This window comes from Vogesella mureinivorans, from assembly GCF_007644035.1.
Lineage (GTDB): Bacteria > Pseudomonadota > Gammaproteobacteria > Burkholderiales > Chromobacteriaceae > Vogesella > Vogesella mureinivorans.
Genome location: NZ_VMTV02001001.1, coordinates 57472 through 77631 on the forward strand (window position 1 = coordinate 57472; position 20160 = coordinate 77631).

Annotated in this window: 18 protein-coding genes; 5 read left to right on the plus strand and 13 right to left on the minus strand. The window is 62.7% G+C overall.

What is annotated here, in order from left to right; translation table 11 throughout:
- Nucleotides 1-6: 6 nt before the first annotated feature.
- From arsB to FLQ44_RS22220, 9 genes are all read right to left on the minus strand, one after another.
- Nucleotides 7-1071, minus strand: a complete 1065-nt coding sequence (gene arsB, locus FLQ44_RS22180) for an ACR3 family arsenite efflux transporter (RefSeq protein WP_147696099.1) — start codon at nucleotides 1069-1071, stop codon at nucleotides 7-9.
- Complete coding sequence (locus FLQ44_RS25475) at nucleotides 1068-1964, minus strand: arsenate reductase/protein-tyrosine-phosphatase family protein (RefSeq protein ID WP_147696100.1); 897 nt, start codon at nucleotides 1962-1964, stop codon at nucleotides 1068-1070. The genes arsB and FLQ44_RS25475 overlap by 4 nt, the downstream gene beginning before the upstream one ends.
- Nucleotides 1961-3196 carry an organoarsenical effux MFS transporter ArsJ gene (arsJ, locus tag FLQ44_RS22190; RefSeq protein WP_147696101.1) on the minus strand — a complete coding sequence of 412 codons (1236 nt, stop codon included), beginning with the start codon at nucleotides 3194-3196 and terminating at the stop codon, nucleotides 1961-1963. Before arsJ ends, FLQ44_RS25475 begins: the two co-directional genes overlap by 4 nt.
- A 3-nt stretch (nucleotides 3197-3199) precedes the next feature.
- A complete protein-coding gene (locus FLQ44_RS22195) occupies nucleotides 3200-4210 on the minus strand; it encodes an ArsJ-associated glyceraldehyde-3-phosphate dehydrogenase (RefSeq protein WP_147696102.1) in 1011 nt (336 codons plus the stop codon).
- Between the two features lie 22 nt (nucleotides 4211-4232).
- Nucleotides 4233-4730: a cyclin-dependent kinase inhibitor 3 family protein gene (locus FLQ44_RS22200; protein ID WP_147696103.1), complete on the minus strand. Its 498-nt coding sequence runs from the start codon at nucleotides 4728-4730 to the stop codon at nucleotides 4233-4235.
- 248 nt (nucleotides 4731-4978) lie between these two features.
- Complete coding sequence (locus FLQ44_RS22205) at nucleotides 4979-5107, minus strand: DUF3149 domain-containing protein (RefSeq protein WP_147696104.1); 129 nt, start codon at nucleotides 5105-5107, stop codon at nucleotides 4979-4981.
- A 215-nt stretch (nucleotides 5108-5322) separates the two neighbouring features.
- The gene (locus FLQ44_RS22210; protein ID WP_147696105.1) at nucleotides 5323-6333 is read right to left on the minus strand and encodes a cytochrome d ubiquinol oxidase subunit II; all 1011 of its coding nucleotides are present in this window, start codon (nucleotides 6331-6333) and stop codon (nucleotides 5323-5325) included.
- The gene (locus tag FLQ44_RS22215) at nucleotides 6330-7658 is read right to left on the minus strand and encodes a cytochrome ubiquinol oxidase subunit I (RefSeq protein ID WP_147696106.1); all 1329 of its coding nucleotides are present in this window, start codon (nucleotides 7656-7658) and stop codon (nucleotides 6330-6332) included. The genes FLQ44_RS22210 and FLQ44_RS22215 overlap by 4 nt, the downstream gene beginning before the upstream one ends.
- A 2-nt stretch (nucleotides 7659-7660) precedes the next feature.
- Nucleotides 7661-8230 (minus strand): GbsR/MarR family transcriptional regulator, encoded by a 570-nt coding sequence (locus FLQ44_RS22220; RefSeq protein WP_147696107.1) that lies wholly within the window; start codon nucleotides 8228-8230, stop codon nucleotides 7661-7663.
- A 177-nt stretch (nucleotides 8231-8407) separates the two neighbouring features.
- On the opposite strand from FLQ44_RS22220, the gene FLQ44_RS22225 reads away from it, so the two are divergent.
- The 3 genes from FLQ44_RS22225 to FLQ44_RS22235 all read left to right on the plus strand — a co-directional run bounded on the left by FLQ44_RS22225 (nucleotide 8408) and on the right by FLQ44_RS22235 (nucleotide 13397).
- Nucleotides 8408-10261: a sensor domain-containing diguanylate cyclase gene (locus tag FLQ44_RS22225; protein ID WP_147696108.1), complete on the plus strand. Its 1854-nt coding sequence runs from the start codon at nucleotides 8408-8410 to the stop codon at nucleotides 10259-10261.
- Between the two features lie 93 nt (nucleotides 10262-10354).
- Complete coding sequence (mutS, locus tag FLQ44_RS22230; protein ID WP_170253066.1) at nucleotides 10355-12898, plus strand: DNA mismatch repair protein MutS; 2544 nt, start codon at nucleotides 10355-10357, stop codon at nucleotides 12896-12898.
- Nucleotides 12899-12968: 70 nt separating this feature from the next.
- Complete coding sequence (locus FLQ44_RS22235; protein ID WP_147696109.1) at nucleotides 12969-13397, plus strand: hypothetical protein; 429 nt, start codon at nucleotides 12969-12971, stop codon at nucleotides 13395-13397.
- A gap of 269 nt (nucleotides 13398-13666) precedes the next feature.
- Here FLQ44_RS22235 and FLQ44_RS24730 read toward each other — a convergent pair whose 3' ends face one another.
- Together FLQ44_RS24730 and FLQ44_RS22245 are read right to left on the minus strand one after the other, a co-directional pair.
- Complete coding sequence (locus tag FLQ44_RS24730; RefSeq protein WP_147696110.1) at nucleotides 13667-13921, minus strand: isocitrate dehydrogenase kinase/phosphatase-domain containing protein; 255 nt, start codon at nucleotides 13919-13921, stop codon at nucleotides 13667-13669.
- Between the two features lie 66 nt (nucleotides 13922-13987).
- Complete coding sequence (locus FLQ44_RS22245) at nucleotides 13988-14662, minus strand: pseudouridine synthase (RefSeq protein ID WP_147696111.1); 675 nt, start codon at nucleotides 14660-14662, stop codon at nucleotides 13988-13990.
- Nucleotides 14663-15060: 398 nt separating this feature from the next.
- On the opposite strand from FLQ44_RS22245, the gene FLQ44_RS22250 reads away from it, so the two are divergent.
- A complete protein-coding gene (locus FLQ44_RS22250; RefSeq protein ID WP_147696112.1) occupies nucleotides 15061-17298 on the plus strand; it encodes an NADP-dependent isocitrate dehydrogenase in 2238 nt (745 codons plus the stop codon).
- Between the two features lie 157 nt (nucleotides 17299-17455).
- Here the strand turns inward: FLQ44_RS22250 and FLQ44_RS22255 are convergent, their stop codons facing one another.
- Nucleotides 17456-18343 (minus strand): LysR family transcriptional regulator, encoded by an 888-nt coding sequence (locus FLQ44_RS22255; RefSeq protein WP_147696113.1) that lies wholly within the window; start codon nucleotides 18341-18343, stop codon nucleotides 17456-17458.
- Nucleotides 18344-18435: 92 nt separating this feature from the next.
- Between FLQ44_RS22255 and mdtH the strand changes: the two genes are divergently transcribed.
- The gene (gene mdtH, locus FLQ44_RS22260; protein ID WP_147696114.1) at nucleotides 18436-19641 is read left to right on the plus strand and encodes a multidrug efflux MFS transporter MdtH; all 1206 of its coding nucleotides are present in this window, start codon (nucleotides 18436-18438) and stop codon (nucleotides 19639-19641) included.
- Nucleotides 19642-19722: 81 nt separating this feature from the next.
- Here mdtH and FLQ44_RS22265 read toward each other — a convergent pair whose 3' ends face one another.
- Nucleotides 19723-19926 (minus strand): cold-shock protein, encoded by a 204-nt coding sequence (locus FLQ44_RS22265; RefSeq protein WP_017509885.1) that lies wholly within the window; start codon nucleotides 19924-19926, stop codon nucleotides 19723-19725.
- Nucleotides 19927-20160: the final 234 nt, after the last annotated feature.

A 20160-nucleotide genomic window follows, 5' to 3' on the forward strand; every position in this document is an offset into this window, starting at 1 on the left:
CCAACCTTAGCCTTGCTGGTACCAGCCGCGGCTGCCATTGACCACGCGCACCACCAGCAGCATCACCGGCACCTCGATCAGCACCCCCACGACCGTGGCCAGCGCGGCGCCGGAGTGCAGGCCAAACAGGCTGATGGCGGCTGCCACCGCCAGCTCGAAGAAGTTGGACGCGCCAATCAGCGCCGACGGGCAGGCCACGCTGTGCTGCTCGCCCAGGCGCCGGTTCAGCCAGTAGGCCAGGCCGGCGTTGAACAGCACCTGGATCAAAATGGGCACCGCCAGCAGCACGATAACCAGCGGCTGCGCCAGAATGGCCTGGCCCTGAAAGGCAAACAGCAGCACCAGCGTTAGCAGCAGCGCCGCCATCGACCACGGCTGGATGGCCGCCATGGCGCGCTCGAACGCGGCGGGGCCGCGTGCCAGCAGCCACTTGCGCAGCGCCTGCGCCAGCAGCACCGGCAGCACAATGTACAACAGCACCGAGGTCAGCAGCGTGGCCCACGGCACGGCGATGCTGGACACGCCCAGCAGCAGCGCCACCAGCGGGGCAAAGGCAAACACCATGATCAGGTCGTTCAGCGCCACTTGCGACAGCGTAAAGTACGGGTCGCCACCGGTAAGCCGGCTCCACACAAACACCATGGCGGTGCAGGGTGCGGCCGCCAGCAGGATCAGCCCGGCGATGTAGCTGTCCAGCTGGTCGGCCGGCAGCCACGGGGCAAACAGCTGCCGCACGAACAGCCAGCCCAGCAGGGCCATGGAAAACGGCTTCACCAGCCAGTTCACAAACAGGGTCACGCCGATGCCGCGCACGTGCTGGCGCACCTGATGCAGCGCGCCAAAGTCGATTTTCAGCAACATGGGGATGATCATCACCCACACCAGCACGCCCACCGGCAGGTTGACGCGGGCAATTTCCATGGCGGCCAGCGCGGCAAAGCCCTGCGGCCACAGCTGGCCCAGGCCGATGCCCACCACGATGCAGGCCGCTACCCAGGCGCTAAGGTAGCGCTCGAACAGGCTCATGCCCTTGGCCGCAGACGGCGGCCGGGTGTCGCAGGTGCTGCTCATGGCTGTTCTGCACTGCTCAGCGTGTCTGGCCGGCCGATATCGTGCACCGCATGCTGCAGCGCCAGGCGGTCCAGCTTGTGCAGGGGCAGGCTGAGGAACAGGCGCAGGCGGGTGGTGATGTCGCGGTAGGTACGCACAAAGGCCTTGTGCTGCGCGGCCTCGTCGCCGCTTACTGCGGCCGGGTCGGCAAACCCCCAGTGCGCCGTCATCGGCTGGCCGGGCCAGGCCGGGCAGGCTTCACCGGCGGCGGCATCGCACACGGTAAACACAAAATCCATCGCCGGTGCATCGGGGCCGGCAAACTCGTCCCAGCTCTTGCAGCGCGCGCTAGCCGGGTCGTGCTGGTTGTGGCGCAGGGTGTCCAGCGTGTGCGGGTGCACAAAGCCGCGCGGATGGCTGCCGGCGCTGTAGCCACGAAAGCGGCCCTCGCCCAGTTGGTTCAGGATGGCTTCGGCCATGATGCTGCGGGCACTGTTGCCACTGCAGATGAACAGCACGTTGTAGACACGATCGGACATGATGTCAGGCTCCAGGGTGGGTGTAGCAAGCGGGGTAACCGGCGGCGGGCAGCACGGCAGCGCCAGCTCGGGGCACTGCTGCGGCTGGCCGGCGCAGCATTCGTCGGTCAGGTAGGCCAGCAGCTGCTGCATCAGCGCCAGGTTGGCGCGGTAGCGTTGAAAGCGGCCTTCCTGCGCCACCGTTACCAGCCCGGCGTGGCTCATGCCTTTCAGGTGAAAGGACACATTATTGGCCGGCAGGTCCAGGTTGGCCGCAATCTGCCCGGCCACCATGCCTTCGTGCCCCTGGCGTACCAGCAGGCGGTAGATGTCCAGCCGCACGCCGGAGGCCAGCGCTTCAAACAGTTTCACGGCGCTTTCTTTGGGCAGGCTCATGCGTTTTCTCGGGCAGGGTTGGCCGCATGCTGCGGCAGGGCCAGCGACACTAGCGCGGCCAGGGTAATAAACACGGTAGATATCCACAGGCAGGCGGCCAGGCCGTATTGCTGGTACACCCAGCCGGACAGCACGGTGCCGATGAGGCGGCCCATGGCGTTGGACATATAGTAAAAGCCCACATCCAGCGACACGCCGTCGGCCTTGGCGTAGCTAACAATGAGGTAGCTATGCAGCGACGAGTTCACCGCAAACAGCACGCCAAACAGCGCCAGCCCGCCCAGTACCACCCAGCCAGCGGGCCAGCCTGCGGCCAACCCTAAGGCCATGACGGCGGGCAGGCCGGCCAGCATGGCCGCCCACACAAAGGCGCTGCGCCCATCCGGCACCCTGCCCTGCATTTTGCCGGTAATGGCCGGCGCCAGCGTCTGCACCACGCCGTAGCCGATAACCCACGCGGCCAGAAAGCCGCCTACCTGCCAGAAATCCCAGCCAAACACGGTGCTGAGGTACACCGGCAGCGCCACCACAAACCACACGTCGCGCGCGCCAAACAGAAACAGCCGCGCCGCCGACAAGCTGTTGATGGCCGGGCTTTTGGACAGCAGCTCGCGAAACTTCGGCTTGGCCTTGGCCTTGCCCAGGTCTGGCCGCAGCTGCCACAGGCTGAATAGCCAGATAGCCGCCAGCAGCGCCGCCATGCCCAGCACCGCGCCACCAAAGCCCAGCGTGGCCAGCAGTGCGCCGCCCAGAAAGAAGCCCACGCCTTTCAGCGCGTTCTTGGAGCCGGTGAGCAGCGCCACCCAGCGGTACAGCGTGCCCTGCTCGCCGTCCGGCACCAGCAGCTTGATGCTGCTTTTGGCCGACATTTTGTTCAGGTCTTTGGCAATGCCGGACAGCGCCTGGCTGGCCATCACATACGGCACAGTAAGCAGGGTGGCCGGTGCGGCCAACATCAGCAGTGCCAGTACCTGCAGCGCCAGACCCAGGTTCATGGTGCGGTTCAGCCCCAGCCGCGCGCCCAGATAGCCGCCCACCAGGTTGGTGACCACACCGAATACCTCGTAGAACAGGAACAGCGCGGCAATCTGCAGCGGTGCGTAGCCCAGCTGGTGAAAGTGCAGCACCACCAGCATGCGCAGCGCGCCGTCGGTAAGGGTGAACGCCCAATAGTTGGCCGTTACCAGCAGGTACTGGCGGATGGCCGGCGTTAGCGTGGACAGGGCTTGCATGGCTTAGCCCTGGTCGGCCAGGCCCACCAGCCGCGCCAGCTCCACGGTGCGGTTGGCGTAGCCCCATTCGTTGTCGTACCAGGCGTACAGCTTCACCTGCGTGCCGTTGATCACCATGGTGGACAGCGCATCGATAATGGACGAGCGCGGATCGGTGCGGTAATCGATAGACACCAGCGGGCGGGCCTCGTAGCCCAGAATGCCCTGCAGCGTATGGTTGGCCGCATGCTGCAGCGCGGCGTTGACCTCTTCTGCCGTGGTGGCGCGTTCTACTTCAAACACGCAGTCGGTGAGCGAGGCATTAGCCAGCGGCACGCGCACGGCGTGGCCGTTCAGGCGGCCGCGCAGCTCGGGAAAGATCTCGGCAATGGCGGTGGCCGAGCCGGTGCTGGTGGGGATCAGGCTCATGCCGCTGGCGCGGGCGCGGCGCAGGTCTTTGTGCGGCTGGTCCAGAATGCTCTGCGTGTTGGTCAGGTCGTGGATGGTGGTGATGCTGCCGTGGCGGATGCCGAAGGTTTCGTGGATCACCTTCACCACCGGCGCCAGGCAGTTGGTGGTGCACGAGGCGGCGGTAACGATGCGGTGCACGGCGGGGTCGAACAGCTGCTGGTTCACGCCCATCACCACGTTCAGCGCGCCCGGTTCTTTCACCGGCGCGCTCACTACCACGCGCTTCACGCCCTGCGCCAGATACGCCTGCAGCACGGCTACGGTTTTCATTTTGCCGCTGGCTTCGATCACCACATCGCAGCCGCGCCAGTCGGTATCGGCAATGGCTTTGTTGTGGCTCACGGTAATGCGCTTGCCGTCGATGACAATGGCGCCGTCTACCGCGCTGGCCTCGTGGCCCCAGCGGCCGTGCACCGAATCAAAATTCAGCAGGTGGGCATGGGTGTCTGCATCGCCGGCCGGGTCGTTGATGTGGACAAACTCGAACTCGGGCCAGGCCCAGGCGACACGCAGTGCCAGGCGGCCGATGCGGCCAAAACCGTTGATACCGATCTTGATAGTCATGGTGGGGTGTCTCGCTAGAAAGTTAAACGGCGTCGTACTGGCCGATCCACGCCTGGTGCACCGGGTGCTGGATAGCCTTGGGGCGCAGCGCCTGCACCTGCGCAATGGCGGTGCTGCGTGGCACGCCCAGCGCAATCAGGATGCGGGCGGCAATCAGGCCGGTACGGCCAGACCCGCCCTTGCAATGAATGGCCAGGCACTGGCCAGCACGCAGCCGCGCCAGCAGGTCGGGGGCGGTGGCTTGCCAGGCGCTATCAAAATCCGCCAGCGGTGCGCGGTCGTCCGCTACCGGCAGGTGAAACCAGGCCAGGCCAAGTTGGCCGCACGCATCGCCCAGGCCATCGGCGCCGTTCTGCTGCAGCTCGGCGGCCGGCATCAGGCTGATGACACCGCTGGCACCGGCCTGCTGCAGGGTGTGCAACGCCTGGGCCAGGCTAGCGGCCTGGGTACCGGGGCACGGTGTCAGCAGTAAACGGCCATCCATATCGGGGATGGCAAGCGTGTCGAAAGGGTGGGTCATGTCTGGGCTCCGGCTGAAATCAATATTACAAGAATCATTGAAATGAAGTCTAGGCCAGCCATGTGACAGAAAAATGAAGATAGCGGGAGCGTGGCGCAGAAAGGGGGCCCACAGGCAGAGCGACGCCCAGCGGAAGAGCGGTATAAGGCAAAAACCATAAAAAAAGGGGTACGGCCCACCACCGTACCCCCAAACACACACACATCAAGAGGAAATCACACACACATGCCGTGGCATGCGTTTAAAGCTTATTTGTCGTCGTGGGTCTTTTTGATAAAGATCGCGATACAGGTCGTCACGATAATGGTTGTCACCGTGATGGTAATAATGCTCAGCAAACCTACGTCGTCAGAGAGAAGTTGTTTCCACAGTTCCATGATATTGCTCCCCCGGCTGCCCGGTATTCGATCTGGATGTAGCCATCTTACCCCTGCGCTCCCTAGGGGCTTTGACCCAAGTCAAGCGAATCGCTCTATCAAAATGTAACGTATCGTATTTGTGCGCCCGGCAGACACCACGCGATTTAAGTACATGATAAAAATAAAAAAAGAGCAGGAATAAACCCTGCTCTTTTGATTTGGCGCAATATTTTCTAGCTGTAACTGAGCTTGCCTGCCTTACCCCAGAACACGCGGTAGGCAAACACCGTGTAGGCAATAATGGTGGGCAGCACCACGGCGGCCCCCGCCAGAATCACCCACAGTGCTTCCGGGTCGCTGGCGGCCTGCCAGATATCCAGCTGGCCGATGACGATTTCCGGAAACACGCTATACGCCAGGCCCCAGAACGCCAGCAGCACAATGCCCACGGTGCAGGCAAACGGCAGCCAGCAGAGGCTGTCTTGCCCGGCGCGCTGGCGTGCGGCCAACCTGGGCAGGCTGGCGGCCAGCAGGCCGAACAGCGCCAGGCTAATCAGCGGCAGCGGCAACAGCAGCAGGAAGTCCGGCAGCACAAACCACTTGGCGGCAATGCGGCTACTGGTTAGCGGCGTGGCCACCGACACCAGCAACACGGCCAGCGCGGTACCGGCCAGCGCGTACTGCGCCCAGCGCGTGGCGCGCTGTTGCAGGTGGCCGGTACTTTTCATGATCAGCCAGCCGGCGCCCAGCAGTACGTAGGCGGCGGTGAGCCCCAGGCCGGTAAGCAGGGCAAAGCCCCAGGCCCCCGCCCCCGGTGCAAAGCCGGTCAGGTAGCGCCCCAGCATCACGCCCTGGCTCAATGCGGCCAACAGCGAGCCGGCGGCAAAGGCCAGGTTCCATGCCGGCTGGTGGTGCGCCTGCGCCTTCACGCGAAAATCAAACGCCACACCGCGCAGAATCAGCCCCAGCAGCATGATGGCCACCGGCAGGTACAGCTCGCCCAGGATAATGCCGTGCGCCATGGGGAACGCCACCAGCAGCAGGCCCACGCCCAGCACCAGCCAGGTTTCGTTGGCATCCCAGAACGGGCCGATACTGGCGATCATGGCGTCGCGCTCTTCGTCGTTCCCCAGCGGCAGCAGCACGCCCACGCCCAGGTCGTAGCCGTCCAGCACCACATAAATCAGCATGGACAGCGCCATCAGCCCGGCAAAGATCACCGGCAACCACAGTTCGGCATTCATGGCTGTACTCCTTCAGGGTTGGCCGCAGGCGCTGCCTTGCGCGCCAGATAGAACACCACCGACACATAGCTGGCCAGCAGCACGGCGTACAGCAGCAGGTACATCAGCAAGGTAGACAGGATCATGCCGCTGCCCACGCTGGAGGCCGCATCGGCGGTGCGCAGGATGCCGGTAACCAGCCACGGCTGGCGGCCGATTTCGGTCACGTACCAGCCAGCCACCGTGGCCACCCAGCCCGAGAAGGTCATGGCCACCAGGCCACGTTGCAGCCACGGTGCCAGTGCGCCACGGCGCAGCTGCCACCACGCCAGCCAGCTTACCGCCAGCATCAGCATGCCCACCCCCACCATCACGCGGAAGCTCCAGAACACCTTGGCCACCGGCGGGTGGGCGTTGGGGAACTCGTTGAGGCCGCGAATCTCGCCATTCAGATCATGGGTAATGATCAGGCTGGCCAGTTTGGGAATACCCACCTCGAAGCGGTTGCTTTGCGTGGCTTCGTCCGGCAGGGCAAACAGCAGCAGCGGCGCGCCGCGCTCGGTGTGCCACACGCCTTCCATGGCGGCCAGCTTGGCAGGCTGATGCTGGAAGGTATTCAGCCCGTGCATGTCGCCCACCAGTACCTGCAGCGGAATAAGCAGCGCCGCCAGGCTCACACCGGTTTTCAGCGTGTGCGCCACCGCAGCCGCGCGGTCGCCACGCAGCCAGCGGTAGGCCGACACGCCGGCCACCAGAAACGCCACGGTCAGGCCGGAGGCCAGCAGCATGTGCGTCAGGCGATACGGCATGGACGGGTTGAAGATCACCGCCAGCCAGCTTTGCACATGCACCTTGCCGGCGATCACCTCTACCCCGGCCGGGGTCTGCATCCACGAGTTCAGCACGATGATCCAGAACGCCGACATCGTGGTGCCAAACGCCACCAGAAAGGTCGCCAGCGTGTGTACGCGGTTGGATACCTTGGCACGGCCAAACAGCATGATGCCCAGGAAGGTCGCTTCCAGGAAAAACGCGGTCAGCACCTCGTAAGCCAGCAGCGGCCCGGCCACATTGCCCACGTGCTGCATGAAGCCCGGCCAGTTGGTACCAAACTGGAAGCTCATGGTAATGCCGGACACCACGCCCAGCGCAAAGGTCAGCGCGAAGATCTTTACCCAGAAGCCGTAGGCGTCCATCCAGGCCTCGTCGCCACTGCGGTTAAAGCGCGTCTTGAAGTACAGCAGCACCCAACCCATGGCGATGCTGATGGTAGGAAACAGGATATGAAAGGTAATGTTGGCCGCAAACTGGATGCGCGCCAGAATGACCGGGTCCAGGCTGTCCATGGCTAATCCTCCTTGCCACTATCACGGCCGGCCAGCCGGCCCAGGCTCTGGGTAAACTGCAGCACCTTGCCTACCTGACTACCCAGCTTCATCAGTTTTTCCAGCGTTTCCACATCCATGTCGCGGATGTCGGCAAACCACTTGGTCACCAGCTCGATCAGCTGGTACATCTCGTTCATGCGCGCCTGCGCGTGGCGCTCGGCCTCGCCCGCTGGCGTTTCCATGATCGCGCCGCGCAGCATGGTCAGCGTGGGCTCGACTTCTCGCTTCTGGCGCTCTTCGGCCAGGGTCTTGAAGATGGCCCACACGTCTTCCGGCGTGCTGAAATACTCGCGGCGGTCGCCCGGCAGGTGTTGCAGTTTGACCAGCCGCCAGGCCTGCAGTTCTTTCAGCGCCATGCTGGTATTGGAGCGCGAACAGCCAATGGCTTCCACAATGTCGTCGGCGTTCAGCGGGCGGTCGGAAACATACAGCAGGGCGTAAATCTGCCCGACGGTACGGTTGATGCCCCAGTGGCTGCCCATCTCGCCAAAGTGCAGCACAAAGGATTGAATTAGGGGTGGCAGGTTCATGTGTGTGGCCTTTTCGAATTTTCAGTATTTTCTGAAACTTTGATATGGATCATAGTTTCAGAAAATAGCCCTTGTCAATGCACAACTGACACGATATGCACCTTAGAAACAATGTCGCTTTATCAAATGCTTGCAGTTGGACGATACTCATAAGTATCGACACTCATCACTGTCCTTATGCCCACCCCGCCCTCGATACGCCATGCCCTGCTAGAAGACACCGCCGCCGCACTGGGTAAAGACTACCTGCAGCAGCTGGTCAACAGCCTGGCCCACCACAGCGGTGCCCAGCTGGTTTTTATCAGCCGGCAGCTGCCGCTGCCCGTGCGGCATGTAGCGGTGATGGTAGCCAGCTGTAGCAGCCACCCAGGGCACTACCCGCTGGCAGGTACGCCGTGCGAGCGGGTGATCAACCAGCAGCAAGCCATGATGGTCAGTAGCGGGGTCAACCAGGACTTTTCAGCCGAGCAAGACACCGCCTGGCAAAGCTTTGCCGGCTGGCCGCTAATGGACAAGCACGGGCACTGTCTGGGACACCTGGCGCTGTTTGACGAGCGGGCACATGCCTTGCCGGACACCCTGCTGCAGGATATTGCCCCCTTCGTTACCCGTGCTGCGGCCGAGTTGCAAAGGCTGGAGCACGAGCGCACCAGCAGCGCGCGCGCCAGCTGGGACGCCATGCATTCGCACTTTCTGCGCCAGTACATACAGGGCCAGCCCTTGCCGGCGCTGCTGGGCGACGTGGTGGGGCACATCGAACAAGCCCTGCCCGGCTGGCTGTGCTCCATCTTGCGGGTAGACGCTACACTACGGCTGCGCCCGCTGGTGGGCCCCTCGCTGCCCCCCGCCTATACCGCGCTGATAGACGGCCTGGCCATCGGCCCCATGGTGGGCAGCTGTGGGGCGGCGGCGTGGCACCGCAAACGGCTGGTGGCCGAAGACCTGCAGCAGCACCCGAACTGGGCACCCTACCGCGAGGTAGCGCGCCAGTTTGCGCTGGGTAGCTGCTGGTCCGAACCCATCATCGATAGCAAAGGCAAAGTACACGGCACCTTTGCCGTGTATCACCATGCCCCCAGCGCCCCCACGCTAGAAGCCATTACCGTGATTGAAGACACCGCTCGCCTGCTGGCGGTGCTGATGGAAAACGACGCCAACCGCCAGGCGCTGGATAGCCGCACGCAGTGGTACCAGGCTATCTTGCAGAACGCAGCAGACGCGCTGTCCATCATCGACATGGATGGCCGCGTGCTGGAAGCCAGCGATTCGCTGTGCAAGCTGCTGGGCTACAGCCAGGCCGAGATCCGCCAGCTGCACCTGTGGGACATGGTGCCACACCGCAGCGAAGCCGAGCTGCGCCAGCAGCTGGCCCACACCAGCGATACGCCGCTTACCTTCGACAGCCTGAACCGCAGCAAGGACGGCCAGACAATCGAGGTAGAAGTCAGCGTGCGCCGCCTGATGCTGGACGGCCAACCCGTGATCTGGGGCTCGGCCCGCGATATCAGCCTGCGCAAACAACAAGAACGCCTGCTGCGCGAACAAGCCACCATCGACTCGCTCACCGGCCTGTACAACCGCCCCACCCTGCTGGCCCAGCTGGAAACGCTGCTGGCCAGCCCGGCCCACACCACGCTGGCGCTGCTGATGCTGGACCTGGACCACTTCAAACAAGTCAACGACCACTACGGCCACGCCTGCGGCGACGCCACCCTGGCCCACATAGCCAGCCAGATGCGCCAACAGCTGGGCCCGCACGACTATGCCGGCCGCCTGGGGGGCGAAGAGTTCTGCGTGCTGTTACCCGGCACCACGGCGCAGGCCGCCGCCCGCTACGGCCAACAGCTGCTGGCCACCATTGCCCAGCAGCCCTTGCACTTTGCCGGGCACACCATCCACCTCACCGCCTCGCTCGGCCTGAGCCTGTACCAGCCTGGCGACGATAGCCGCAGCCTGCTGGCCCGCGCCGACATGGCGCTGTACCAGGCCAAGCACCAGGGCCGCAACCGCATGGTGATGCCGCCGCCGTGACGCGCTGGCGCGCATCCCGTAAAATGGCTTGCCGCGCCCCGCCAGACGGGGCGTTGCCTATTGCGGCCAACCTTTTTCAGCACGGAACTATCGATGACCACGCCTCAGCACACACCCATGATGCAGCAATATCTGGCTCTGAAACGAGACCACGCCGACAAGCTGCTCTTTTACCGCATGGGTGACTTCTACGAGCTGTTCTACGACGATGCCGAAAAAGCCGCCCGCCTGCTGGATATCACCCTGACCGCACGCGGTGCCAGTGGCGGCCAACCCGTCAAGATGGCCGGCATTCCCTACCACGCCGCCGAAGGCTACCTGGCGCGGCTGGTGAAGATGGGCGAGTCGGTCGCCATTGCCGAGCAAATCGGCGACCCGGCCACCAGCAAAGGCCCGGTGGAACGCAAAGTGGTGCGCATCGTTACCCCCGGCACGCTGACCGACGCCGCGCTACTGGACGACAAGCGCGACAACCTGGTGCTGGCCGTCAATATGCACAAGGGCACGCTGGGCCTGGCCTGGCTGTCGCTGGCCAGCGGCGAATTCAAAGTCATGCAAACCGGCGTAGAAGAGCTGCACAGCGAGCTGGAGCGCCTGAAACCGGCCGAGCTGCTGCTGGCAGACGACACCGGCCTGGCAGTGTTTGACAGCATCGGCACCCCGAAGAAAAAGCTGCCGCCGTGGCAGTTCGATACCGAATCGTCTACCCTGGCGCTGACCCGCCACTTTGGCACCCGCGACCTGGCCGGCTTTGGCGCCGACACGCTGCCGGTGGCCGTGGGCGCTGCCGGTGCGCTGCTGGAATACGTGAAATCCACCCAGGGCGTGAACCCGGCCCACATCGCCCAGCTGGCGGTAGAAGAACCGGGCGAGCTGATCCGCATGGACGCCGCCACGCGCCGCAACCTGGAGCTGACCGAAACCATCCGTGGCGAAGCCTCGCCCACGCTGGCCTCGCTACTGGACACCTGCGCCACCAGCATGGGTAGCCGCATGCTGCGCCACTGGCTGCACCACCCGATTCGCCGCCACGACAAGCTGCTGCGCCGCCAGCAGGCGGTGCGCGCGCTGTTGGCCGCACATCAGGACATCCACGCGCAGCTGCGCGAAGTGGCCGACATCGAGCGCATTACCGCCCGTGTAGCGCTACGCACCGCCCGCCCGCGCGACCTGGCCGCGCTGCGCGATTCGCTGCGCGCGCTGGCTGGCGTCAAAGCCATTGCCGCCACGTTGGAGGCCCCGCTGCTGGCCGAGCTGGTACAGCTGCTACCGGCCGAATCCCCCGTAGAAAGCCTGCTGGCCACCGCCATCCTGCCCGAGCCGGCCACCTTTTTGCGCGACGGCGGCGTGATCAACCACGGCTACCACGCCGACCTGGACGAGCTGCGCGCCATCCAGACCGACTGCGGTGACTTCCTGCTGGCGCTGGAGCTGCGCGAAAAAGAACGCACCGGCATCAGCACGCTGAAGGTGGAATTCAACCGTGTGCACGGCTTCTACATCGAGGTATCGAAAGCGCAGTCCGACAAAGTGCCGGACGACTACCGCCGCCGCCAGACGCTGAAAAACGCCGAGCGCTACATTACGCCCGAGCTGAAAACCTTCGAAGACAAAGCGCTGTCCGCGCAGGACAAATCGCTGGCGCTGGAAAAACAGCTGTACGAGGCGGTACTGGACCAGCTGGCCCCGCATATCAGCGAGCTCAAACTGATGGCGCAGGCCGTGGCCGGCCTGGACGTGCTGGCGGCGTTTGCCGAGCGCGCACAAAGCAATCACTACGTGCAGCCGCTATTCGTCAACGAGACACGGCTGGAAATCATCGGCGGCCGCCACCCGGTGGTAGAGGCCGAGGTGGAACGCTTTATCGCCAACGACACCAGGTTGGCCGCAGAGCGCAAGCTGCTGCTGATTACCGGCCCGAACATGGGCGGTAAATCCACCTATATGCGGCAAAATGCGCTGATTACCCTGCTGGCGCATATCGGCAGCTTTGTACCGGCCGAGCGCGCCGTGCTGGGCCAGATCGACCGCATCTTCACCCGTATCGGCGCCAGCGACGACCTGGCCGGCGGCCGCTCCACCTTCATGGTGGAAATGACCGAAACGGCCAACATCCTGAACAACGCCACCGATAAATCGCTGGTGCTGATGGACGAGGTTGGCCGCGGCACGTCTACGTTTGACGGCCTGGCGCTGGCGTGGGCCATTGCGCGGGCGCTGATCGAAAAAAGCCGCGCCTACACGCTGTTTGCCACCCACTACTTCGAGCTCACCAGCCTGGCGGGCGAGTACAACAGCGTGGCCAACGTGCACCTGTCGGCGGTGGAGCACAAAGACCGTATCGTGTTCCTGCACCACGTGGAAGACGGCCCGGCCAGCCAGAGCTACGGCTTGGCGGTGGCGCAGCTGGCGGGCGTGCCGCCCAAGGTGATACGCGAGGCACGCCGCTACCTGACCGAGCTGGAAAACGAATCCGCCGCCCGCGCCCAGCCCGACCTGTTCAGCACGCCAGTAGTGATTCAGCACGAGCCGGAGCCGCACCCGGCGGTAGAGCTGCTGGCCGATACCGACGTGGACGACCTCACGCCACGCCAGGCACTGGAGCTGCTGTACACCCTGAAAAAAATGACAAAATAAATTCAGGTAATTCGCTGAATATTTCCTACAATGGATTTAATACAATCTAAGACAAGGAGATATAAGCACTATGTATGCAGAAGGTACTGCCGTCTCGTCTGCCTTGGCCCGTCTGTTTGGTTCGGCGAATGGTGGCGAGGCACTGCCACTATCCGGTATCCGCGAGCGTGCCAGCAAGGAGCTGTCGCAATTTGCCAGCCTGGTACGTAGCGAGCTGGCACCGCTAGGCATCGCCATCCCGCCTGCCGTTTGTTTTGTCAGCTGCAACCATTGCGCGCTGACGCTGGAAAACGATCACCCGCAGCGCGATACCATTCTGGGCTGGCTGGAAGGCAACGACCGCATCGCCAAGTACTTCAAGGAAGTAGAAGTACTGTTCGAGCTGGTACGCGCCGCAGAAAACGCCGGTGACGTGTTCCCGGAAGACAGCTGCTTCCATATAGGGCTCACCAGTGCCGGGCCTGTCGCCTACTTTGATAGCCATCGCTGCGGCGAGTAAACCCGCAGCATCGCTACCGTGCCAGACACGCCGCCCCTTCCACCCGTGGAAGGGGCTTTGTTTTATGGCGCTTCATCTTTGCCCTGCCACCGTAGCAAGTACACGCGGTTCAAGGGTGTTTTTATAGCATCAAGCAAAAGAGATTCGAAACAGACGGTACAGCCGGGCCGCCATCCAGCCAGGCAGAAAAATGCAGGTGGCCGCTGATGCGCCAGTAGCCTGCACGCCAGGGCAGCATCCACGCCAGCCAGCCGGCAGCGCACCCGCCCCTATCGCGGCCTGGCCAAGTGATCCGTCATGCCGATGCAAGCGCATTGGCAATCAGTCATGTATTCAATTTCGTCATAACCATAAAAAATCAGCCAGCCGGGGCACTTTACTGCAAAGTTTTTGAACAACATGCCAAGCGGGAAAGTACGGGCGCTTGCCGGTGGTGCCTCTGCACCGATCGCAGGCTGCATCATCTGCTGGGTTGTGCACAGGCTAGCGAGCAGCCACCGCCATGCCAGCTGAAGATGGCGCATTACGGTGGCTAGCGTTGCGGCGCTAGGCAAGCCACCTGCCGGCAATGCAGCCCCCGGATAGACGGCTTATTTTTTGGCGAAGCGAAAACGCGGCGCGGCGCGTGATGGTGCGGGCGCGGCAGCCGGCTCCCGCGGACCTTGCCGTGCGGGTGCCTTGGCCGCCGGTTTGGCGTGCGTGGTGCGCGGCAGGTCGGCCAGCGACACGGTCAGGGTGCGCATCTCGCCAGGCTGCAGGCCATCCAGCTGCCACGGCCCTACCGCTACCCGCACCAGGCGTAACGTGGGCAGGCCAACCTTGGCCGTCATGCGGCGCACCTGGCGGTTTTTACCTTCGCTAATGATGATTTCCAGCCAGGCATCCGGCACGGTCTTGCGAAAACGCACCGGCGGTTTGCGCTCCCACAGTGCCGGCGTTTCCGGCAGCTGGCGCACCTGGGCCGGCTGGGTAACAAAGTCACCCAAGTCTACACCGTCGCGCAGCGCTTGCAGCTGGGCTTCGGTCACGCGGCCTTCTACCTGCACCCAGTAGGTTTTGGGCTGCTTCCAGCGCGGGTCGCTAATGCGGTGCTGCAGCTCGCCATCACCGGTAAGCAATAGCAGGCCTTCGCTATCGGTATCCAGCCGGCCAGCCGGGTACACCCCGGGCAGGGCGATATGGTCTTTCAGCGTGGGGTGCAGCTCGTGCTGGGAGAACTGGCAAATCACACCATAAGGCTTATTGAACAGAATGAGTTGGGGCATGGGGCAGCCAAACGTAAACAAGATATGCGGCGGATGATAACAAGCACGGCGCCAGGCAGCCATGGCGGCCAACGTCTACCGGTGCGGCGGCGCAGGGTTGACCGCAGTGTGCTGCAGAGGACAGTTTTGCGGCTATTCAGATTCGAACAGTTGTTTACATTCAAACCCGCAGCAAAGTTCGGATACGCTACAATCAGAACCAGCAATGAGAGGTATAATTCATTTTTGAAAAGTCACCCGAAAGCCTGCATACCGCCTGGCGCCTGTCTTCCCCTGACAAATCGCCGGTAAAAGCAGCTTTCCCATACCTTTCACTTGCACAGGCGGGATGCTGCCCCGTGCCAAAGCTGCCCCGCGCAATCGTTCTGGCGTCAAAAAATAATCATGGAGATAGAGTAATGCCTTCGGAACAGCCGACCATCATCTACACCCTGACCGACGAAGCTCCAGCGCTGGCTACCAGCGCCTTCCTGCCGGTCGTACGTACCTTTACCGGCGCAGCCGGCATCAACGTGGAAACTGCTGACATTTCGGTAGCCTCCCGCGTTCTGGCCGAGTTCCCGGCAAACCTGACCGACGAGCAGAAAGTACCCGACACCCTGGCCGAGCTGGGCAAACTCACCCAGAACCCGGACACCAACATCATCAAGCTGCCGAACATCAGTGCATCGGTATCGCAGCTGATCGCTTGCATCAAAGAGCTGCAAGCCAAGGGCTACAACATCCCCGACTACCCGGAAAACCCGACTACCGACGAAGAAAAGGCCATCAAGACCCGCTACGCCAAATGTCTGGGCTCCGCTGTCAACCCGGTGTTGCGTGAAGGCAACTCCGACCGCCGCGCCCCGCTGGCGGTGAAAAACTACGCCAAGAAGCACCCGCACAGCATGGGCGAATGGAAACAGGCGTCGCAGACCCACGTTTCCCACATGCACCACGGTGACTTCTACCACGGCGAAAAGTCCATGACCCTGGACCGCGCCCGTGACGTGAAAATGGAGCTGGTAACCCACAGCGGCGAAACCATCGTACTGAAGCCGAAAGTCTCGCTGCTGGAAGGCGAGATCATCGACTCCATGTTCATGAGCAAAAAAGCGCTGTGCGAATTCTACGAGCGCGAGATGGAAGACTGCCGCGAAGCCGGCATCCTGTTCTCGCTGCACGTCAAAGCCACCATGATGAAGGTGTCCCACCCCATCGTGTTTGGCCACTGCGTGAAGATCTACTACAAAGACGCATTCGAGAAACACGGCAAGCTGTTTGACGAACTGGGCGTGAACGTGAACAACGGCATGGTCACCCTGTACGAAAAAATCGAAACGCTGCCGGCCTCCAAGCGCGAAGAAATCATCCGCGACCTGCACGCCTGCCAGGAACACCGCCCGCGTCTGGCCATGGTGGACTCCGCCAAAGGCATTACCAACTTCCACTCGCCAAACGACGTGATCGTGGATGCTTCCATGCCTGCCATGATCCGCAACGGCGGCAAAATGTGGGGTGCCGACGGCAAGCCGGCCGACTGCAAGGCCGTGATGCCGGAATCCACCTTTGCCCGCATTTACCAGGAGATGATCAACTTCTGCAAATGGCACGGCAACTTCGACCCGCGCACCATGGGTACCGTACCGAACGTGGGCCTGATGGCACAAAAAGCCGAAGAATACGGCTCGCACGACAAGACTTTCGAAATCGCCCAGGATGGCTTGGCCAACATTGTTGACCTGGCTACCGGCGAAGTACTGCTGTCGCAAAACGTGGAGCAAGGCGATATCTGGCGCATGTGCCAGGTAAAAGACGCCCCGATCCGCGACTGGGTAAAACTGGCCGTCACCCGCGCCCGCAACTCCGGCATGCCGGCAGTATTCTGGCTGGACCCGTACCGCCCGCACGAAAACGAGCTGATCAAGAAGGTACACAAGTACCTGAAGGATTACGACACCACCGGCCTGGACATCCACATCATGTCCCAGGTACGCGCCATGCGTTACACGCTGGAGCGCGTAGCCCGCGGCCTGGATACCATCTCGGTTACCGGCAACATCCTGCGCGACTACCTGACTGACCTGTTCCCGATCATGGAACTGGGCACCAGCGCCAAGATGCTGTCCATCGTGCCGCTGATGGCTGGTGGCGGCATGTACGAAACCGGTGCCGGCGGTTCGGCCCCGAAACACGTACAACAGCTGCTGGAAGAAAACCACCTGCGTTGGGACAGCCTGGGCGAGTTCCTGGCCCTGGCCGTAAGCCTGGAAGAGCTGGGTATCAAAACCGGCAACACCAAGGCCAAGATCCTGGCCAAGACCCTGGACGAAGCCACCGGCAAGCTGCTGGACAACGACAAGTCGCCATCGCGCCGCACTGGCGAGCTGGACAACCGTGGCAGCCAGTACTATCTGGCCACCTACTGGGCACAGGCACTGGCAGAGCAGAACGACGACGCCGAGCTGAAAGCCCACTTTGCCCCGGTAGCTGCCCAGCTGACCAACCAGGAACAGCAGATCACCGACGAGCTGAAAGCGGTACAGGGCAAACCGGCCGACATCGGTGGCTACTACCTGCCAGACGCAGCCAAAACCCGCGCGGTAATGTGCCCAAGCGCCACGCTGAACCAGATTCTGGCCAGCGCCCGCGCCTAAGCCCCACGCTACGCACCGCACCAGGGCTTGCCCGGATGCGGGTAAAAAAAACCCCCAGCTTGCATCGCAAGCCGGGGGTTTTTTATTGGCAGCAAGCTGGCAAAGCAACCACGGTATGGCCAGGGTTATCCACTGCCTGCGGCCAACGTTGGCCGCATCAAGCCCAGTCTGGCGCCATGGCGCGTACGGTATCCAGCACCTGCTGTTTGGGCGCGTCGGCACGCTTGCCGGCACGCCAGGCCATCATCACCTCCCACTGCCACAGTGGCAGGTCGCGGATGGCCAGCTTCACCAGCCGCCCCTCGCGCAGATCGCGCCTTACCGCCACCTCGGGCATGAAGGTGAGAAAGCCATGCTCCATCGCCAGCTCGCGTGCTGCGCTGGCCGGCTGGATCGCGTGCAGCGGGCCGGTGGCAGTGCGATGCTGACGCAGCTGTGCCAGCAAGGTATCGCAACCATCCCCCCAGTACTGTGGTGCCAGCCGGGCGTTGGCCACGTCGGCCAGCAGCAGCTCGCCACGCTGCGCCAGCGGATGGCGCTTGTGCACCACCGGCACAATGGGCGAGCACCAGATACGCTCCATCTGGATGCCGGCCATGGGTGGGCACTTCAGCACAAAGCCTACCTGCACGGCGCCAGTCAGTAGCCGCTCCATGATGGCCGGCGAATGGTCGGTACTACAGCGGATTTCAAATGGTGCCTCGGCCAGTGCCACCAGCACCGGGCCGAATACCACCGAGGCCAGCGACGGCAGGCACGCCAAGGTCAGCCGGGGCAGCGCAGGTACGCCCTGCACCGCCTGCTTGCCGGCTTCCAGTACGGCCAGCGCCTCGCGTGCGGCTGGCAGATAGGCGTCGCACGCTGGCGTAGGCACCGCACCACGGCGGTGGCGACGAAACAGCTGCGCACCGATGCTGGCCTCCAGCACGGCTACCCGCTGGCTAACCTGCGGCTGCGACCAGCCACGGCGCGCAGCGGCCTGGCTAAAGCTGCCGCAGTCCACAATATCGATCAGCAAAGCCAGGTCATCCAGCGAAATAGCCATAATGAAAAACCATAGGAAATATTAGCAGTTAACGGCTTCTATGATAGCTGATGCCACATGACAATGATGGCTACTTCCTACAGGGGCACATCATGGCTTCGGCAGAACAAGCGCGGCGTCTGGGCAGGCGCTTCATCATGCTCGACAACATTCTGGTGGTATTCGGCTTTTTCAGCGTGTTTCCGCTGATCAGCCTGCACTTTGTCGACCAGCTAGGCTGGGCTGCCGCTGCAGTGGGCTTGGCGCTGGCTATCCGCCAGCTAATGCAACAGGGGCTTGGCCTGCTGGGTGGCTCGCTGGCAGACCGCTACGGTGCCAAACCACTGATTGTGGGCGGCATGCTGCTACGCGCCGCCGGCTTTGCCGCCATGGCCATGGCCGAAACACCCGCTAGCCTGGTGTTTTCCTGCATTCTGTCGGGCCTGGGCGGCATGCTGTTCGACCCGCCCCGTGCGGCGCTCATCATCAAGCTGACCCGCCAGCACGAGCGCAACCACTTCTATACGCTACTGATCATGTGGGAAAGCGCGGCGGCCGTGAGCGGCGCCATGCTGGGCTCGTGGCTACTGCATTTCGATTTCTGGTGGGTGGGCATGAGCGGCTGTGCCATCTTCGTGCTGGCCGCTGCGGCCAACCTGTGGCTGCTACCGGCTTACCGCGTGGCCAGCGGCAAGGCCTCGCCCTTAGCCTCGGTACGCACCGTGCTGGCGGACCGGCGCTATATGCGGCTGGTACTGACCCTGAGCGGCTACTACGTGCTGGGCGTGCAGATCATGCTGCTGGTACCCATCGTACTGAAGCAAATGGCGGGTACGCCGCAAATCGTGGGCTGGCTATACGCCATGGAAACCACCTTGTCGCTTACCCTGCTCTACCCGCTGGCCAAGCTGGGTGAGCGCTACCTCAGCCTGGCGCAGCGCATGCTGGCAGGCATTGCCCTGATGACAGGTAGCCTGCTGCTGATGGCGCTGGCACAAAGCCTGTGGCTGGCCATGCCGCTGCTGGCACTGTTCTATACCGGCAGCCTGGTTACCGAGCCGGCGCGTGAGGCGCTACTGGCCAGCTACGCGCAAAGCGAAGCCCGCGCCAGCTACAGCGGCACCAGCCGCCTGGGGCTGGCACTGGGCGGGGCTACCGGCTACCTGGGCGGTGGCTGGCTGCTGGATATCTCACGCAGCCTGGCCATGCCAGCCTTGCCTTGGCTGATTCTGGCGGCTATCGGCAGCGTGACCTTTGTGGCGCTGTATCGCCAGCTGTTACACAACGGTGCAGCAGCGGCACTGGCCCAGCCTGCCTGACGATAGACGCAAAAAAACCGCATCGGTCAGATGCGGCTTTTGTCAGCAGCGTTTCCGCCACATCCATCAGCTAGCGCAGGCTTAGGCTTTCTGGATATTGGAGGCTTGCTTGCCTTTCGGGCCTTGAACCACGTCAAAGCTTACACGCTGGCCTTCGGTCAGCGATTTGAAACCTTGCATATTGATCGCGGAGAAGTGCGCGAACAGGTCATCGCCGCCTTCGTCCGGAGTAATGAAGCCGAAGCCTTTAGCGTCGTTGAACCACTTAACAATACCAGTTGCCATGTGTAACTATCCTTAGCATGCATAAAGTAAACAGGGTGGTGAGCCCTGACATTCCAAGCTTACAAACGCTGCAGCAGGTAACGGTTTCCACACAGCCAGCGATGCAAAGCCAAGCACCGTCTGTATTTCTACGCCTAGCGTGTGACAACGTCAAGACAAGCCGGTAAAAGTTAAGGGGCTTGAAAAAGCGGCCATACGAACCAAAATTGAAATAAGCGCGAATTCGCAGAAGGT

Bases quoted from the DNA above. Each gene is read 5' to 3' on its own strand.
- FLQ44_RS22220 (WP_147696107.1), bottom strand. From the start codon at position 8,230: ATGAACCTGCCACCCCTAATTCAATCCTTTGTGCTGCACTTTGGCGAG.
- FLQ44_RS22195 (WP_147696102.1), bottom strand. From the start codon at position 4,210: ATGACTATCAAGATCGGTATCAACGGTTTTGGCCGCATCGGCCGCCTG.
- arsJ (WP_147696101.1), bottom strand. From the start codon at position 3,196: ATGCAAGCCCTGTCCACGCTAACGCCGGCCATCCGCCAGTACCTGCTG.
- FLQ44_RS22245 (WP_147696111.1), bottom strand. From the start codon at position 14,662: ATGCCCCAACTCATTCTGTTCAATAAGCCTTATGGTGTGATTTGCCAG.
- FLQ44_RS22265 (WP_017509885.1), bottom strand. From the start codon at position 19,926: ATGGCAACTGGTATTGTTAAGTGGTTCAACGACGCTAAAGGCTTCGGC.
- FLQ44_RS24730 (WP_147696110.1), bottom strand. From the start codon at position 13,921: ATGCGCCATCTTCAGCTGGCATGGCGGTGGCTGCTCGCTAGCCTGTGC.
- arsB (WP_147696099.1), bottom strand. From the start codon at position 1,071: ATGAGCAGCACCTGCGACACCCGGCCGCCGTCTGCGGCCAAGGGCATG.
- FLQ44_RS22225 (WP_147696108.1), top strand. From the start codon at position 8,408: ATGCCCACCCCGCCCTCGATACGCCATGCCCTGCTAGAAGACACCGCC.
- FLQ44_RS22250 (WP_147696112.1), top strand. From the start codon at position 15,061: ATGCCTTCGGAACAGCCGACCATCATCTACACCCTGACCGACGAAGCT.
- FLQ44_RS22210 (WP_147696105.1), bottom strand. From the start codon at position 6,333: ATGAATGCCGAACTGTGGTTGCCGGTGATCTTTGCCGGGCTGATGGCG.
- mdtH (WP_147696114.1), top strand. From the start codon at position 18,436: ATGGCTTCGGCAGAACAAGCGCGGCGTCTGGGCAGGCGCTTCATCATG.
- mutS (WP_170253066.1), top strand. From the start codon at position 10,355: ATGACCACGCCTCAGCACACACCCATGATGCAGCAATATCTGGCTCTG.
- FLQ44_RS22255 (WP_147696113.1), bottom strand. From the start codon at position 18,343: ATGGCTATTTCGCTGGATGACCTGGCTTTGCTGATCGATATTGTGGAC.
- FLQ44_RS22215 (WP_147696106.1), bottom strand. From the start codon at position 7,658: ATGGACAGCCTGGACCCGGTCATTCTGGCGCGCATCCAGTTTGCGGCC.
- FLQ44_RS25475 (WP_147696100.1), bottom strand. From the start codon at position 1,964: ATGAGCCTGCCCAAAGAAAGCGCCGTGAAACTGTTTGAAGCGCTGGCC.
- FLQ44_RS22235 (WP_147696109.1), top strand. From the start codon at position 12,969: ATGTATGCAGAAGGTACTGCCGTCTCGTCTGCCTTGGCCCGTCTGTTT.
- FLQ44_RS22205 (WP_147696104.1), bottom strand. From the start codon at position 5,107: ATGGAACTGTGGAAACAACTTCTCTCTGACGACGTAGGTTTGCTGAGC.
- FLQ44_RS22200 (WP_147696103.1), bottom strand. From the start codon at position 4,730: ATGACCCACCCTTTCGACACGCTTGCCATCCCCGATATGGATGGCCGT.